15 protein-coding genes and 1 tRNA gene are annotated in these 16,116 nt (G+C 69.6%); 8 read left to right on the top strand and 8 right to left on the bottom strand.

Annotation, left to right across the window (positions count from 1 at the left end; genetic code table 11):
• Positions 1–8 precede the first annotated feature (8 nt).
• The 4 genes from tmk (at position 9) to ACIRON_RS01950 (ending at position 4,050) form a co-directional block, all read left to right on the top strand.
• On the top strand, positions 9–659 hold the full coding sequence (gene tmk / locus ACIRON_RS01965; RefSeq protein WP_402988242.1) for a dTMP kinase: 651 nt from the start codon (positions 9–11) through the stop codon (positions 657–659).
• Complete coding sequence (locus ACIRON_RS01960) at positions 656–1,816, top strand: DNA polymerase III subunit delta' (RefSeq protein WP_402988240.1); 1,161 nt, start codon at positions 656–658, stop codon at positions 1,814–1,816. Before tmk ends, ACIRON_RS01960 begins: the two co-directional genes overlap by 4 nt.
• Positions 1,813–3,333, top strand: coding sequence for an alpha/beta hydrolase (locus tag ACIRON_RS01955; protein WP_402988237.1), 1,521 nt, complete (start codon positions 1,813–1,815; stop codon positions 3,331–3,333). Before ACIRON_RS01960 ends, ACIRON_RS01955 begins: the two co-directional genes overlap by 4 nt.
• A 111-nt stretch (positions 3,334–3,444) precedes the next feature.
• On the top strand, positions 3,445–4,050 hold the full coding sequence (locus ACIRON_RS01950; RefSeq protein ID WP_143033691.1) for a hypothetical protein: 606 nt from the start codon (positions 3,445–3,447) through the stop codon (positions 4,048–4,050).
• A gap of 126 nt (positions 4,051–4,176) precedes the next feature.
• Here the strand turns inward: ACIRON_RS01950 and ACIRON_RS01945 are convergent, their stop codons facing one another.
• Positions 4,177–5,103, bottom strand: a complete 927-nt coding sequence (locus tag ACIRON_RS01945; protein ID WP_402988234.1) for a LysR family transcriptional regulator — start codon at positions 5,101–5,103, stop codon at positions 4,177–4,179.
• A 128-nt stretch (positions 5,104–5,231) separates the two neighbouring features.
• On the opposite strand from ACIRON_RS01945, the gene ACIRON_RS01940 reads away from it, so the two are divergent.
• From ACIRON_RS01940 to ACIRON_RS01930, 3 genes are all read left to right on the top strand, one after another.
• On the top strand, positions 5,232–5,390 hold the full coding sequence (locus ACIRON_RS01940; protein WP_176883750.1) for a hypothetical protein: 159 nt from the start codon (positions 5,232–5,234) through the stop codon (positions 5,388–5,390).
• A 13-nt stretch (positions 5,391–5,403) separates the two neighbouring features.
• Positions 5,404–5,476 (top strand) — tRNA-Thr (locus ACIRON_RS01935).
• Positions 5,477–5,707: 231 nt separating this feature from the next.
• Positions 5,708–6,415 carry a hypothetical protein gene (locus ACIRON_RS01930; protein WP_402988231.1) on the top strand — a complete coding sequence of 236 codons (708 nt, stop codon included), beginning with the start codon at positions 5,708–5,710 and terminating at the stop codon, positions 6,413–6,415.
• Between the two features lie 756 nt (positions 6,416–7,171).
• Here the strand turns inward: ACIRON_RS01930 and ACIRON_RS01925 are convergent.
• Both ACIRON_RS01925 and ACIRON_RS01920 read right to left on the bottom strand, forming a co-directional pair.
• Positions 7,172–7,342, bottom strand: coding sequence for a hypothetical protein (locus ACIRON_RS01925; protein ID WP_402988228.1), 171 nt, complete (start codon positions 7,340–7,342; stop codon positions 7,172–7,174).
• A 243-nt stretch (positions 7,343–7,585) separates the two neighbouring features.
• A complete protein-coding gene (locus ACIRON_RS01920; RefSeq protein WP_402988225.1) occupies positions 7,586–8,887 on the bottom strand; it encodes an MFS transporter in 1,302 nt (433 codons plus the stop codon).
• An 89-nt stretch (positions 8,888–8,976) separates the two neighbouring features.
• Between ACIRON_RS01920 and ACIRON_RS01915 the strand changes: the two genes are divergently transcribed.
• Positions 8,977–9,576: a TetR/AcrR family transcriptional regulator gene (locus ACIRON_RS01915; protein ID WP_402988222.1), complete on the top strand. Its 600-nt coding sequence runs from the start codon at positions 8,977–8,979 to the stop codon at positions 9,574–9,576.
• 17 nt (positions 9,577–9,593) lie between these two features.
• On the opposite strand, the gene ACIRON_RS01910 is transcribed toward ACIRON_RS01915, so the two are convergent.
• From ACIRON_RS01910 to ACIRON_RS01890, 5 genes are all read right to left on the bottom strand, one after another.
• A complete protein-coding gene (locus tag ACIRON_RS01910; RefSeq protein WP_402988219.1) occupies positions 9,594–10,802 on the bottom strand; it encodes an amino acid deaminase/aldolase in 1,209 nt (402 codons plus the stop codon).
• Positions 10,799–12,115, bottom strand: coding sequence for a D-arabinono-1,4-lactone oxidase (locus tag ACIRON_RS01905; RefSeq protein ID WP_402988216.1), 1,317 nt, complete (start codon positions 12,113–12,115; stop codon positions 10,799–10,801). Before ACIRON_RS01905 ends, ACIRON_RS01910 begins: the two co-directional genes overlap by 4 nt.
• Positions 12,112–13,044 carry a sphingomyelin phosphodiesterase gene (gene sph, locus ACIRON_RS01900; RefSeq protein WP_402988213.1) on the bottom strand — a complete coding sequence of 311 codons (933 nt, stop codon included), beginning with the start codon at positions 13,042–13,044 and terminating at the stop codon, positions 12,112–12,114. The genes ACIRON_RS01905 and sph overlap by 4 nt, the downstream gene beginning before the upstream one ends.
• Complete coding sequence (locus ACIRON_RS01895; RefSeq protein ID WP_402988210.1) at positions 13,041–15,116, bottom strand: neutral/alkaline ceramidase; 2,076 nt, start codon at positions 15,114–15,116, stop codon at positions 13,041–13,043. Before ACIRON_RS01895 ends, sph begins: the two co-directional genes overlap by 4 nt.
• Positions 15,117–15,235: 119 nt before the next feature.
• The gene (locus ACIRON_RS01890) at positions 15,236–16,087 is read right to left on the bottom strand and encodes an alpha/beta hydrolase (RefSeq protein WP_402988207.1); all 852 of its coding nucleotides are present in this window, start codon (positions 16,085–16,087) and stop codon (positions 15,236–15,238) included.
• Positions 16,088–16,116 lie beyond the last annotated feature (29 nt).

Genomic DNA, 16,116 nt, shown 5'->3' with positions numbered 1-16,116 from the left:
GTGGCTGCGTGAGGTTTCCGGGTGTCTACGCAGAGCACGGCGTCTTCGTCTGTTTCGAGGGCGGCGAGGGCTCGGGCAAGTCGACCCAGTCGCGCCTGCTCCACGATGCCCTGACCGCCCGCGGCCACCAGGTCCTGCTGACCTTCGAGCCGGGCGACACGGCCGTGGGCAAGGACGTACGCCGCATCGTGCTGTCCCCGGAGACCGGCGACCTCGACGACCGGACCGAGGCGCTCTTGTTCGCCGCCGACAAGGCCGAGCACATCGAGTCGATGGTCCGCCCGGCGCTGGAGCGGGGCGAGGTGGTCATCACCGACCGCTATGTCGACTCGATGCTGGCCTACCAGGGCGCCGGCCGGGTGCTGGACGCCGCGCAGCTCGAGGAGGTCGCGCGCTGGGCGACCGCCGACCTGCGGCCCCACCTGACCGTGCTGCTCGACCTGGACCCGACGGCCGGCTTCACCCGGTTCGCCGAGCGCGACCGGATGGAGCAGGAGTCGGTCGAGTTCCATCAGCGGGTGCGGTCGGCGTTCGTCGCGCTCGCGTCGCGCAATCCCGAGCACTACCTGGTGCTGGACGCGCGGGCTCCGGTCGAGGAGATCCACGCGGCGGTGCTCGCGCACCTCGAGCCGCTGCTCGCCCAGGCGGTGACGGCATGAACCTCGCCACCGCCTCGGTCTGGGACAACCTGGTCGGCCAGCGCCACATCATCTCCACGCTGCGGACCGCGGCCTCGGGGCACGGCATGACCCAGAGCTGGCTCTTCACGGGTCCGCCCGGCTCGGGTCGGTCCAACGCCGCGATCGCCTTCGCCGCGGCCCTCCAGTGCCCCAACGGTGGCTGCGGCCAGTGCCACGAGTGCCACACGGTGCTCGCCGGAAGCCATGCCGACGTCAACCTCGTCCGCACCGAGAAGCTGACCCTCGGGGTCGACGAGATCCGCGACCTCGTCCGCCAGGCCGCCCTCACCCCGGCCGGAAGCCGCTGGCAGATCCTGATCATCGAGGACGCCGACCGGCTCACCGAGCAGGCCAACAACGCGCTGCTCAAGGCGGTCGAGGAGCCCGGTGCCCGCACGGTCTGGATGCTCTGCGCGCCGACGGTCGAGGACGTACTTCCGACCATCCGGTCCCGGTGCCGGCTGGTCACGCTGACGACCCCGACAGTGCCCGACGTGACCGCCTTTCTCCAGCGCACGCTCGGTGTCGACGAGGCGCGCGCCGCCTATGCGGCGCGCGCGAGCCAGAGCCACATCGGCCGGGCCAAGGCGCTGGCCCGCGACGACGACACCCGGCGCCGGCGCGAGCAGGTGGTGGCCTACCCGGCCCGGCTGACCACCCTCGCCGACGCGCTCCGGGCCGCGGGCGAGCTCGCCGCGGTCTCGAAGGAGGAGGCAGACGCGGTCACTGCCGACCTCGACGCCCGGGAGAAGGCCGACCTCGACGCCGGCTACGGCGTGGTCGAGCGGGGCCGCCGACCGCGTGAATACGGTCCGGCGCTGTCCGCGCTCGAGAAGGACCAGAAGCGCCGCGCCACCCGCCGCCACCGCGACGTGATCGACCGTGGGCTGATGGACCTGGTCTCGATCTACCGCGACGCGATCACGATGGCCGCCGGCGCTCCGGTGACCCTGGTCAACGAGGAGCACCGGCGCGAGATCGAGCAGCTCGTCGCGGCCTCGACCCCCGAGCTCAACCTGCAGCGGATCGGGGCGATCTTCGAAGCCCGTGAGCAGCTGTTGGAGTTCAACGTGCAGCCCCAGTTGGTGCTGGAGGCGATGATGGTGGCGCTGTTGCCGCCCGGAGGAGACCAGTGAAACTCAACGCAGTGACCGGCGCCGTCGCGCTGACCGCTCTGACCGTGATCACCGCAGGCTGTGGTGCCGGCGGCGGCACCCCCGACGCCGACCAGGTGAGCCCGAGCGCGAAGGCGACCGCGGCCCCGAGCGAGGCGCTGCAGACCTTCTACAGCCAGAAGCTCGACTGGGAGGACTGCAACGGCGCCTTCGAGTGCGCGACCCTCGAGGTCCCGCTCGACTACTCCGACCCCACCGGTCGCACCATCGAGGTCTCGGTCATCAAGGACCCGGCCACCAAGAAGAAGATCGGCTCGCTGGCCATCAACCCGGGTGGCCCGGGCGGGTCGGGCATCGACTACGCGCTCTACAACAACCAGTCGTTCAGCTCCACCGTCCGCGACTCCTACGACATCGTCGGGTTCGACCCGCGCGGCGTCGGGCAGAGCACCCCGGTCGACTGCCTCGAGGACGACGCCCTGGACGCCTACGTCGCGGTCGACCCCGACCCCGACACCCCCGCCGAAGAGAAGGCGTACGTCGAGACCGGTGTCGAGATGGCCAACGGCTGCGCAGGCCAGAAGGACGGCATCTCCGCTCACGTCAGCACCGTCGAGGCGGCCCGGGACATGGACGTACTCCGGGCTGCGCTCGGCGAGGACCAGCTCGACTACTTCGGTGCCTCCTACGGCACCCAGCTCGGCTCGACCTACGCCGAGCTCTACCCCGACCGGGTCGGCCGGTTCGTGCTCGACGGCGCGATCGAGCCCGGGCTGAGCGTCCTCGACGCCAACCTGGCCCAGGCGAAGGGCTTCGAGGTCGCCCTCCGCTCCTACGTCGAGAACTGCGTCGACGAAGGCAGCTGCTTCCTCGGTGACACCGTCGACGAGGGCGTCGAGAGCGTCCAGAAGCTGATGGCCGACATCGATGCCGAGCCGCTGCCCGCCGGCGACCGTGAGCTGACCGCCGGCAACGCCCTCTACGGCCTGATCACCCCGCTCTACGTCGAGTCCTACTGGCCCTACCTCACCGACGCCCTCCAGGCGGCGATGAAGGGCGACGGCACCCAGCTGATGAGCCTCTCGGACAACTACGCGGGCCGTGACCCCGAGGGCGGCTACATCAACAACACGATGGAGGCCAACTGGGCGATCAACTGCCTCGACGACTCCTCCGGGCTCAGCCCGGCAGAGGTGCGCGAGCAGCTGCCCGCCTTCGAGAAGGCCGCTCCCACCTTCGGTGCCGCCCTGGCCTGGATGCTCAACGGCTGCGCCGCGGAGAAGTTCAAGGCCACCGAGCCCGAGCCCGAGATCGACGCCGAGGGCTCCAACCCGATCGTCGTCGTCGGCACCACCCGCGACCCGGCGACTCCCTACGAGTGGGCCAAGGCCCTCGCCAAGGCGCTGGACAACGGCGTACTCGTCTCCCGCGACGGCGACGGCCACACCGGCTACATGCAGGGCAACGGCTGCGTCGACGACGCCATCGACGACTACCTGGTCGACGGCAAGGTCCCCGACGACGGCTTGGAGTGCTGATTTACCCCATCTGGGGTGGGTTGCCGCCGTCTCCACCCGCCGGATCTCGCTGACCAAGAGGATCGCTTCTCGTAATTTTACTTCGAGAAGAAGGGTCACGAGCAAGTGATCATGAACCAGCGAGTCCGTTCGACGACGAAGGCATTCGCTGCCTCCGCGGTCGCCGCCCTGGCGATCGCGGTCGCCCCCGTCATCAGTCAGCCCGCCCACGCCGCCACGCCCCCGGCGACCGTGTCGGCCAAGGTCGTCACCAAGGTCGTCAAGGTCTCCGCCCCCAAGTACGGCACGAAGTCCTACCGCCCCGTCGGCAAGCTGACCGCAGGCGGCAAGGCCGTCAAGGGCAAGCGCATCCACCTGCAGAAGAAGGCCAGCGGCCGCTGGAGCAGCGTGACCTCCTGCGTGACGAACAAGTACGGCAAGTGCGCCGTGGTCGTGACGCCCAAGGTCAGCCGCTACTACCGCTGGAAGTACGCCGGCGACGCCAACCGTCGTGCCGACGTGTCCGCCTCGTTCTACCTGAAGAAGCGCGGCTCGTCCGGCGGCACGACCTCAGGGCTGGACTACACCTACGCCAACGGCGAGAAGGTCTACAACGCCTCCTCGGCCAACGACCGCGACTGCGGCGAGATCCCCGCGTCCAAGAAGCCGGTCCGGATCAACAACAGCTCCGACCCGTGGCGCCTCGACGCCGACAACGACGGCTACGGCTGCGAGTGAGCTAGACCTTCGTCGAGGTATGCAGGTCAGGGCTCACATCCCCAGCGGAGCTCCGCACGGGATGTGAGCCTTCGTCTGCATACCCTTCGACAAGCTCAGGACACCGCTTCGACGATGGAACGCCCGCTACCGCCGGTGGACAGGGTCCGCAATGGCCTGGATCCGCTTGGTAGCCAGCTCGATCATCAGCGTGGCGGCGGGGGAGAGGGTGGCGTCGGTGCGGTGGACGACGGCGAACGTGTCGTACGTCCGGGGCCGCAGTGACACCCAGCCGGCCTTCGGCGCCAGCCGGGGGAGCAGCTGCTCGGCTGCTCCCTTGGCGATGACGCTGTCGGCGTACCCCATCCCGACCAGCTCGACGGCCGTCTCGATGTCCTCGACCTCGATCCGGCTGGGTGGGTTGCGCCCGGTCTCGTGGAGCAGGTTGCGGATGGTGACCCGGGTGGGGTCCTCGGAGCTCCAGCTCGTGTCGGACATGACCAGCGAGGCCAGCGAGAGCCGGTGGGCGGTGACCGGTGTGGCCAGGTGGGCCGGGTCGGCCGAGATGTAGACGAGCTCGTCGCGAGCCACCGGCGTGACCTTCAGGCCCGGGCCGGAGACGCTGCCGACGAGCAGCATCGCCGCCTCGAGCCGTCCGCGGCGCAGGTCGTCCTGGACCTCGGTGGAGTTCTGTCCGATCAGCTCGACGCGTACGCCCGGGTATCGGTCGAGCACGTCGGCCACCAGCCCGGCCCCGCCGTAGAGCCGCGCGATCCCGAACATCCCGAACCGGATGGTTCCGGTCTCGAACTGCTTCACCGCCTGCACGGCCTTGCGCGCGTCCTCGGCGGCAGCGACCGTACGCTCCGCGTGCGGCCTCAGCTCGTCGGCCACCCCGGTCGGCACCACACCGCGCCCGACGCGGCGGAAGAGCTGCACCCCGAGGCTACGCTCCAGGCTCCGGACCTGCTCCGAGATCGACGGCTGCGCATACCCGAGCTCCTCGGCCGCCGCGGTCAGCGAGCCATGCTCGTAGACCGCGAGGAACACCCGGAGCTGGTGCAGCGACAACATAGTGACATCCTATGACTTTCCAAGGAAAGATCGTCTACCTCTATGAATCGCCGGCGGTCATCATTGAATCACCACCACTGCGTCCGCAGCTGGTGGTTGATCCATGTTCATAGGGGAGTAGAGCAGTAATGAAGCACGGCGTACGCCGCCTGGGCCGCCTCATCGGCAAGGGCAAGCCCACCCGCATCACCATCGACGAGCACGTCGAGGCGCACCGTTTTAGTGTCGAGCGCGCAGTCTCGGTACACTCGTCCGGTCCGCTCAACCAGAGCCGCTACATGCGGTAACGGATGACGGTACGCCGCCTTAGCTCAGTCGGTAGAGCGTCTCACTCGTAATGAGAAGGTCGTCGGTTCGATTCCGACAGGCGGCTCGGCTCGAACCCTCGTCTGACCAGCCCGAACACGGCAGGTACGGCGGGGGTTCTTCGTTGTCGTTCGCCCGCCTCGCCGGTTCGTCCCCCCCCCCCCTGTTCCCCCCGGACCCCGCTCTACGAGCGCTGTTGGGGTTCTGTGTGCCGAATTCACTGACGGATACCTGTATGGGTGTTTCAATGCAAGCGCGCCGCATGTCGCAGCGCGCCTTGACTTCGAAAGAAGACCCCATGCTCCGCAAGTTCACGCTCGCTGCCGCCGCCCTCGCGCTCGGCGCAGCGACCCTGTCACTCGGTGGTTCCGCGCAGGCTGCGACCACCCCATCCGTCAATGTCACAAGCGCCTGCCAGGGCGGCGCTGGTGTCATCACCGTCGGCGCCCGGCGCTCGCCCACCGGCGGCACCGTCGGAACGGCTGTGATTCGTGACGTGAAGAGGCCCAACTGGTCCGGATGGACGATGATCGGCAACGGTGGGCCATCGGGTCCGTCGCCCGAGTCGCCGATGCTCCACCCGGTCGGCGGCGTCGTACGCGACACCACGAAGTCCACCCGCGCCTGGCCGAAGCCGGTCATGGGCGTGTACTTCTCGGGTGACTACTCGGTCTTCTGCGTCGGAAGTGTCGACCAGAACCGCTACCGAGTCATCGGCATGGGCCCGTCCTCCCAGATCACCGTCCGCCGCGACTCCGGCGTGGTCCGGGTCGAGGGCGAGGCGAACCGGATCGGCAAGTACCGCCTCACCGTACGCCTGTGGACTCCGGCCGGCTTCCAGGAGAAGTCGAAGGTGGTCAACGTGGGCGTCGACACGAACATCGGCGAGTTCCGGCACCGCTTCACCGGCTTCCAGCGGACCAACAAGTTCACCAAGGCCGTACTGATCACCAAGAACATCCGAAGCGGCAAGACCACCACGGTCACAGTGCGACGCACGTTCTGATCTTCACTACTGCTCGTGGCCCCGTCGATCCGGCGGGGCCACGATGTCCGAGAAGGCTCAGGCGCGGCGAGCGAGAGCCGCTGGGAGGAACGCCACCCCTCCAGCGCGAACCACCCAGGCCCTGCCAATCCCTCTCGCCGAGCCACGGTCGCGAGAAGTTCCGCTCGAACCTCTCTGGCGATTACTCCGCAACAGGCCCCTGGCACCTGCCTCATACCCGGATCTGGGCAGGCCAAACCGGCTATTCCTGCTTGAGGCTGCCTCAGTGAGACCGTTCACGTACCTAATCGTTCACGTACCTAATACAGTGCGGAGACCAGCCATGGGCGTAATTGAGTGGGCCGTTGCCTTCGGCACTTTCGTCGCCGTAGGAGTGGGCGTGCAAGTTGCGTTGAACGCAGCCTTTGGCCCCCCGGCCAATGCGGCGGTGAGTTGGGCCTTCAGTGGCGCAGCTGGGCTGGCGGCGGCTTGGTTCGTTACGAAAGTCTTCGGTAGCGATTAGCGGCTCATCCGAGTTCCGAAAACTTCTCACGACGCACAGCCCCGAGCTCGGCCACCGGGTGCCGGCGACATCGCGTTGATCAGGAATTCAGGTTGTTGGCCGGTGACGTGTGGGCGGAGGGGCGGCTGCCGGTAGGCCGCCAAGGGGGCAAAGTGCCGGACCAGGTGACGCTCCGCCCCCGCGATACAGATCATGTGGGTGCTTCGGAATCGTGGCCCCCCGATTCCGACAGGCGGCTCCACCCAGAACCCCCGTCAGCTCGCTCCTCGCCATCCGCTCGCCGCGCCGAACGGCAGCACGAGCACTGCGTCGTACGCCTCGTCGTCCAGGTCATCGGGAGCCATCGGCAGTTCCGCTCGGTCCGGCAACGGCGGCGTGGGATCGTCGGGCAGTCCCACCGGATGGTCGGCAACGAGCTCTCTCATGACTGCCCTCATACCCCGCCCGGCTCGTTCTAAACCGACCCCGGGCAAGTTTCTCGAACGCGGTTGCGATCCGTGGTCTCAGCTGCCCTCGGAGGGCATGGGTGAGAACATTTGTTACCAGATATCGACGTTTGGCGGGCGTCGATCCGGGAAGGCTGCTATCTCTTCCGTGTGCGGTCCGGGCGTCCACGCTGCGGGGTACCCCCCCACTCGGTAGCGAGGGCGCCCTGGGCCGCACGCCAATCAGGCTCGATCCGCGGCCACGGGCTCGAGCGACGGCTCGGTGTGAGGCCCTGCCCACCAGACGAGGGTGGTGATCACGCCGATCACGAGGAGCGCCGAGGTCAGCCAGAAGGGGTAGGTGCGGTCGATCCCGGAGAGCCAGCCGGAGATCCAGCCGAACGGGGCGGCGGCGAGCATCACCGCGGTGCGCTGCAGCGCCATCACGCGTGAGCGCTCGGCCTCGTCGACGTGGAAGGCGACGAGCGACTCCGAGAGCATGAAGAGCATCCCGGCGCCGAAGCTGTCGAGGAGGAGACAGACCCCCAGAAGCGCGTACGTCATCAGGTCGGCGTCGCCCTCGGCGGCCGGGATCGCGACCAGCGCCAGCTGGCCGGCCAGATAGATGCCGAAGCCCCACAGGGTCGCGTGCTTGAGGTCGTGGCCGGAGGTCAGTCGGCGGATCAGGGTGAAGAGGAAGAGCACCGACAGTAGCGAGCGCACCATCGGGAAGAACGGCAGCAACGGGTCGGGCACGTGCAGGCGATGGCTGACCAGGACCTGCCAGAAGGTGCCGTTGACGAGGGTGACCGCCGCGACGACGGCGGCGATGGCCAGCGCGAGCAGCGAGCCGCGGGACCGGCCCAAGAGCCGCGCGGCGCCGCGGTAGCCGGCGAAGAGCCGCCAGAGGCTCTCGTGCCGGGTCTCCTCCATCCGGATCCGGCCCTGGCGGGTCTCGGTGGAGGCGGCGTACAGCAGGATGATCTTGGCCAGCATCACCACTGCCGCGTTGATGAAGAGCACCCGCACCGCGGGCTCCAGGCCGAACTGCGCGACCATGAAGGCGGCGATCGGGGCGAAGAGTGCCGAGCAGTCGGCCGCGACCCGCACCAGGGAGTAGATGCCGGTGAGCTGATCGCGCTCCGCGTCCTCGACCATCAGGCAGTCCCAGGCGTTGGCGGTGACCTGCAGCGCGCCGTTGAGCAGCGACGCGGCCAGGAAGGCCCAGAAGTCCTGCGCGAACGCCCAGATCAGACACGGGATCACGAACGCGATCACGTCGAACACAGCGTTCGTCAGCCGGCGCCCCATCCGGTCGGTGATGATGCCGCCGGCGAGCCCGAAGAACACCTGGGAGATCATCCCGGCGGTCGCGAGCAGGCCGATCTGCGCGTCGTGCAGCCCGAGGGTGAGCATGAAGACGGAGAGGTACGGCAGCACCAGCGCCATCGACAGACCCCACATCGGCTCGGTCCACACGCAGGCGCGCGGGTTGCCGCGGAGATGGATCAGGGTGTGCCACAGGGAGCCGGGGGAGGATGCCACCGGAGAAGTGAAGCAGGTGTGAGCCGACGTCTGAAAACGATTTCGCGACGGCTTCGGTGGCCACCGACCTGGACGTTAGTCTTGGTCGGGTGACAAGGGTTTCTGCCGATGAGCGGCGACGGTTGCTGGTGCAGGCGGCCATCCGGGTGATGGCGCGCGAAGGCGTCGCGCAGGCGACGACGCGGTCGATCGTGGCCGAGGCGGACATGTCGCTCGGCACCTTCCACTACTGCTTCCGCTCCAAGGAGGAGCTGCTCGAGCAGGTGATCACCACGATCACCAGCCACACGCTGGCGCCCGCCCTGGAGATCATCGAAGGTCCGGGCACTCTCGAGGAGAAGCTGCGCGGCGGCCTGGCGTCCTACTGGCAGCACGTGCTGGACAACCCCGACGAGCACCGGGTGACCTACGAGCTGACGCAGTACGCGACGCGCAACCCGGCGCTGGCAGAGGTGGCGCGGATGCAGTACCGCACCTACCTCGACGCGCACACCAAGGTGATCGACACGCTCGGGACCAGTGCCGGGGTGACCTGGACGGTCGACGTCGCGGTGCTGGCGCGCTACCTGACCGCGATCGTGGACGGTCTGACCCTGCTCTATCTCAACGAGGGCGACGCGGAGACCGCGGGCGCGGCGATCGAGCTGGCCGCCACGCAGCTCCTGGGGCTGGTCGAACAGCCGTCCTGACCGGCAGGCCCGACGGGTCAGAGGAAGGTCTTCCCCTCGCCGCGGTAGGTCGGGACCACGTCGAGGATGCGGTCGCCCTCGACGAGGACGATCTCGTCGACGTGCTCGGAGAGCTCGCCGGCCTTGGTGTGCCGGAACCACACGTGGTCACCGAGGCCGAGCTCGTCGACCCGGTCGCCCACCAACGGCGTCTGCACCTCACCGGCACCCTCCTGATCGACCAGCGACAGCCCCGGTGGCCACACCGGCGTCGGCAGTCGGTCCTTCCCGGCGGCGCCCGACGCGATCCAGCCGCCGCCCAGCACCGTGGCGTGCTGCGGTGAGGGGCGACGTACGACCGACAGCACGAAGTACGCGGCGGGCTGGGGCTGGAAGCGGGTGTAGAAATCGAACAGGCGTGGGGCGAACAGCCCTGACCCGGCTGCCACCTCGGTGACCGCCGGCTCGGCCGCGGTGAGCTCGAGGCTGCCGGTGCCGCCACCGTTGACGAACTCCAAGGGTGCGACGCTCCGGACCGCGGCGACCGCGGCCGCGCGCCGCTCGGCGAGCTCTGCGGCAGACCGGCGCTGCATCGCCCGGACCGCGAAGCGGCCCAGGCCGGGCTGGTTGTCGCCGATGCCCGCGATCTGGCCCTCGTAGCCCATCAGGCCGACCAGGTCGAAGCGCGGGTGAGCGGCGACCTTGCGTGCCAACGCGCCGGCCTCCTCGGGCGTGTGCACCGGTGATCGGCGAGCACCCAGGTGGAGCCGCCCACCGGCGAGCCGGAGCGAGACGTCGAGCTCCAGACAGATCCGGAGCGGCGGGCCGTCGGGACCGATGATCGAGGCCGTCAGGTCGAGATGATCGGGGCTGTCGACCATCAGCGTGACCCGGGAGGCGAGCCTCTCGTCCGCGGCCAGCCGCTGGAGCGCCGCGCGGTGCGTGGTGGGGTAGCCGACGACCACGTCCTCGTGCTCCTCGGCGAGCCAGAGTGCCTCGGGCAGGGTGTAGGCGAGGATGCCGGACATCCCGGGGATCTCGAGCGCGTCCCGGATCACCGAGCGCACCCGGATCGACTTGCTGGCGACCCGGATCGGCTTCCCGGCGGCGCGGCGGACCAGCTGGTGGGCGTTGGTGCGGAGCGCTGCCACGTCGAGGACGGCGAACGGCGGGTCCAGGTGGTCGGTCGCGGCGAGCAGGTCCGGCCACGAGGAGCGGGCGGGACCGCCGAGCTGGGTCATCGTCATCGTGATGCCTCCGGAGCAGGGCCGAGCACGCGGTCCAGGTAGGGGTTGGTGAAGACGCCCGTCGGATCGAGCCGGTCGCGGAGCGCGACGAAGTCGTCGAAGCGGGGGTAGCGCTCACGCATCGCCGGTGCGTCGAGTCGGTGCATCTTGCCCCAGTGCGGTCGACCACCGGCGGCGCCGAGCACGTCCTCGCAGATGCCGAACCAGCGCTCGTGCGGCATCCGGTGGTACTGGTGGAAGGCGACGACGGCGGAGTCCCGCTCGTAGGCCGGCGAGAGCCAGATGTCGTCGTGACGTACGAACCGGACCTCGAACGGGAACGACACCGGCTCGTCGTGGGTGTCGACCCATCGCTTCAGCTCGCGCAATGCCGGGACGAGTGCCTCACGTGGCACGAAGTACTCACCCTCGCGGAAACGTACGTCCCGGTCAGAGGCGAACACGTTCGGGGCCAGGTCGGTGAAGTCGCGCGAGGAGATCGCCCTGGTCACGAACCGGGTGATCCCGGGAACCAGGCGCGGGAAGCGGGTGCCCACGCGCAGCATCGCCTCGAAGCCGATGTTGGTGACGATCTTGTCATCGACCGTACGTGTCAGCCGGCTCATCGGGCGCAGCTCGGTGTCGCCGGGCAGCCGCTGGAACCTCCGGGTCAGCGCCGTCGTCGTGTGCGGGAACCAGAAGAACTCGAAGTGGTCGTTGGCGGTCACCAGCTCGTCGACGCCGTCGAGCACCTCCTCCAGCGGCGCGGCCTCGTCGACCGCCCGCAGCGCATAGAGCGGCACGCACTGCAGCGTCACCTTGGTGATCACGCCGAGCGCACCGAACGAGACCCGCGCGGCCTCGAACAGCTCCGGCCGCTCGGTCGCCGAGCACTGCACGACGGACCCGTCGGCGAGGACCAGCTCGAGCCCGCGCACCTGGGTCGAGATGCTGCCGAACGCGGCGCCGCTGCCGTGGGTGCCGGTCGAGATCGCGCCGGCCAGCGTCTGCCGGTCGATGTCGCCGAGGATCTCCATCGCCAGCCCGTGATCGGCCAGGATCGGGTTGAGCCGGTGCAGCGGGATGCCCGCGTCGACCGTCACCAGCCCGGACTCGCGGTCGACCGCGTGGACCCCGTCGAGCCGATCGGGCCGCAGCTGTACGCCGGGGGCGACCGCCGCACCGGTGAACGAGTGCCCCGACCCGATCATCCGGACCTTCAGCCGGTCACGGGAGGCCTCCTTGACGGCGGCCGCCACTTCGTCGGTCGTCGCGGGGTCGACCACGCGCACAGGCGTGACCCGCTCCGTGCCTGCCCAGTTCTGCCAGGTCACGATGTCCCTCCCAGGACCGGGTAGTGGTCGGAATAGTCCGTGTACGTCGTCCCGCCGGAGCTCCACGGCGGCGAGGCCGGCGTCAGCGTGGTGTTGGTCCACCCGCGAGGCTGCTGGTGGCCGCGCCGGAACAGGACGTAGTCCAGCTGCTCGCGCCCGCCCGAGCTCGCCAGCGGGTTGGTCTCCGGGTCCCAGCTGTAGGGATGCCCGGCGAAGGACGGGGCGGTGGCGTCGAGCGCGGTCAGCATCGTGGCGTACTCCGGGGACTCCTTGACGACGTTGAGGTCGCCCGTGATCACGATCGGCTCCGAGGCAGGGATCGCGAGCCCGTCGAGGAAGCCGTCGAGTTCGGCGAACTGCTCGGCTCGGACGCTCGCGCCGCCGCCGAAGCAGGCCGGGTCCTCGGCCTGCACATGTGTGCCGACCACGTGCACCGGCCGGCCGTCGACGTCCAGGCGGGCGTAGACGAAGCCCTTGTTCGAGAACCAGTCGGCGCCGCACCCGTCGGCGTACACGTACTGGACGCGATGCGTGATCGGCCACCTGCTCAGGATGGTCACGCCGCCGTCCTCGGGAGTCAGCGAGGAGTACGACCCGAGGGTCTCGTCCCAGCCCGACCGGGAGCGGCCGAGGACCGGTGTCTGGTGGGGATACTGGCTGGCCAGGCGCGACTTGAGCGTGTCGGAAGGGCCGTTGTCGAACGCCTCCTCCAGCACCAGTACATCGTGCCCGCGCAGATGGTCGGCCTCCGCGAACAGGTCCGCCCGGGTGCCGTTGGCCTTCCCGCCCAGGATCGTCGGCAGCATCGCGACGTTGTGGGTCAGGATGCTGAGGTCGGGAGGCGGAGGCGCTGCCGATGCCGTCGGGCCGGGCAGCATCGTCGCGGCGACAGCGCACACCGCCGCGATGCCCACCGCTGCGGACCTCATCGGCCCACGACCGAGAAGGTCGGGCTGGTGCCGCTGATGGACCGGATGCTCCCGAGCAGACTCCGGGCGTCGCCGAAGTAGCGGATCCGATAGCTCCCGGCCGCCACGTCGTCAGGTACGTCCCAGGTGATCGTCACCTTCGACGCGGCGACGCCGTAGCGCTTCCAGTGGAACTTCGTCGACCAGTCGCCGTCGTCGGCGATCCGCTCCCAACCGTCCGCCGTACGGCGCTCCACGGTGAGGTAGCTGCCGCCATGGTGTAGGTCGTTGTTGGGATGCGCTCCCGCGAACGTCACGCTCACCTGCTCGCCCGGGCGGTACGTCGCGGCCGGCGCGGTCAGCACGTCGCCGTAGCCCTTCCCGAGCGGCGGTGCGTCGGCCACGACCGCTCCCTGGAGCGAGGCGAACTGCCCGGCGCTGCGGTCGCCCTCCTTCACACCGAGCGGTACCTCGACCCCGTCTCGCATCGCGGCGCCCAGGTCGGCCGCGGTCTGCGTGAACGCCGGGAGCTCGTAGCGCCCGAAGAGCGTCGAGGCGCCCTCGTACTCCTTGGCCTCATACTCCTCCGGCGTGGTCAGGTAGTGCGCATAGGCGTTGGCGTAGCCCTGCACGAGCACGTGGTCGATGTCGGTGCCGACCGCCTCGGCGACCGCGCGCCGCAGCCGCAGGCCGGAGACCACGGTCACCTCGGCGGGCATCCCGACGAGGTAGAAGTCGCCGATCCGGACCAGCTGCACCGGCAGCTTCTGCTGCACCATGTCGAGCGGTCCCACCGGCAGCAGGACCTCCTTCGGTGCCTGGCAGGCGCGCAGCGCCGGGCTGGCGGTGTAGAGCGCCTCGGAGATCGCGGCGACCGCCGGGTTGCCACCGTCCTTGCCCTCCTTGAAGATCGGCAGCCCGCCGCCACCGTCCTCGGTGCTGCCCGCCGCGAACGCCGCGCCGAGCGCGGCGGGGCAGGTGCTGTGCGGCTTCCCGTCGGGGGTGAACTCGGGGCGTACCGCGGTGTCGGCGAGGTCGACGTAGACGATCCGGGAGTCGACGCCGCCGCTCAGCTCGCGGTCGTCATCGAGTCCGCGGCGGGCGGCGTCGTACGTCCTGGTGCCGATGATCTTGGTGTTCTCGAACTGGTCGGTGGTCGGGCCGTCGGAGGGCCGCAGGTTGAGGTTCGGAGACATGTCGCCGGAGTTGGTCTGCGCGAACGACGCGACGAAGCCGGGGTCGTGGCTGTCCTCGACGTAGTCGACGCCGCGGGCGAGCCGCTCCCACGCGTACTCGGCGTAGCCCTTGTTGTCGGGGCTCACCAGCGTGTTGTCGGTCGACATGCTCGTCGCGTGGACCGGGAACCAGTTGATCACCCCGTCGAGCTCGCCGTCGCGATGGACCTGGAGGGTGGTGCTCCGGGTGTCGACCCCGCCGGGGAAGTACGCCTTGTCGGCCTCCGGGTTGCGGTCGAACGCCGTCTTCGAGCGGTTGACGTTGGCGTCGGTCAGCTCGCTCGTCGACAGGCTCAGTTCGGCGGGCGCGAGGTCGGCGTCCGCCCGCTCGATCGAGGCGACGATCCCGTCGACGAGGGCCCGGAACGTCTTGCCGTGGTAGCCCAGCGTGGTGACGTTGTAGAGCGTGTGGTGCGAGAAGCCGCCCGGCGCCGCGTGGGTGTGGGTCGCGGTCAGCATCACGTTGCGCTCGGTGTAGGTCTCGCCGAAGCGCTGCTCGAGCTTCGCCAGCACCGCGTCGCGGACGCTCTGGAAGATCATGCCGGCGTCGGCGAGGACGTGGACCACGCGCTCGCCCGACTCGGGGTCGGCGATCACGAAGGAGCGGGCGCGCTGGCGCATGTGCAGACCGCTGCTGACCTGGCCGAGGTCGGCGTACCCCATCATCCCGGCCTCGGCCACCTCGCCGGTGACGTCGGCGATGCCGCGGCCGACGAGATAGTCGGCGCTCCCGGCCTGCCGATCCGTGGCGTGCGGCGCGGTCGTGGCGCTCGCCGATGGTGACGACGTTGCGGGTCCGAGGGCGGCGACCGCCACCAGCGCAACAGCCGTCGCGGTCCTCAATGTGACGCTCGTCATGACAGGAGGATGCCTGCTCGGAACTCGTTCGGTCAAGAGTCTTGGACAAGCGACCTAGTACGTGGACAGGTGTCCTCCGGCCCCGGGTTCCGAGGCCGGAGGGGTGCCGCTCGGCCGGCTCAGCCGGCGGCGATCTCCGCGAGGAGGTCGGCGGCGGGAGCCGGGTGGACGAGCCAGCTGAGGTGGCTCGACCTCAGCGTGTGGACGGCGTAGGAGTTGTCCGGGGTGAGGGCGTCGCCCTCGCGGATCAGCCGGTCCTGCATGGCCGGCGGCATGCTGACGTCCTCGCTGAGGCGTACGAACGCACGGGGGACCGTGCCCCAGGTGGCCGCCTGGGCGCGATCCTCGGGACCACCGGCATCGAGGTTCTCGTCGGGCTGGAAGGTGTTGAGGAACGTACGGAACTCGTCGTCGGTGCCGTCGGCCATGAACGCGTGCTTGAGGCCTGCGAGGACCTCGGGGGAGGCGGTGCGGAAGTTGCAGCGCAGCAGGCCGACGTCGGCGGGGTTCGCGGCGGCCGCGCCGATCAGCGCGGAGGCGTCGAAGGAGGCCATCTCGGGTTCGGCGTTGTACGCCACCGCGTCCAGCTCCACCGGCGCCCAGGCCGAGACGTAGACCATCGAATCGATCAGGTCCGGGCGGGCGTTGGCGGCCGCGGTCAGGGTGATTCCGCCGCGGCTGTGCGCGACGACGATCACCGGACCGTGCTCCTTCGCCCGCTCGAGCACCGAGACCAGGTGAGCCACGTTGTCGGCGAGGGTCACGCCCTTGATCCCGCCCGGGGCCGAAGCGAGGGCGGCGAGGTCCTGGGGTGCCTGGTAGGCCTCCGGGAACGTCGCCCCGAAACCGTGGCCGGGCAGGTCGACCGCCAGCGAGCGGAACCCGCGCAGCGCCAGCTCGGCTTGGAGCGGTGCGAACGAGAACGAGTTGGCGAAGGCGCCGTGGACCAGGACGAAGATCGGGGAAGACATGGCCGAGACCCTAGTGCCGATCCGGAGCC

This window comes from Nocardioides sp. NPDC101246, from assembly GCF_044767415.1.
In the GTDB taxonomy this organism is placed as follows: domain Bacteria; phylum Actinomycetota; class Actinomycetes; order Propionibacteriales; family Nocardioidaceae; genus Nocardioides.
This window is presented reverse-complemented; position numbering and strand designations above follow the sequence as displayed.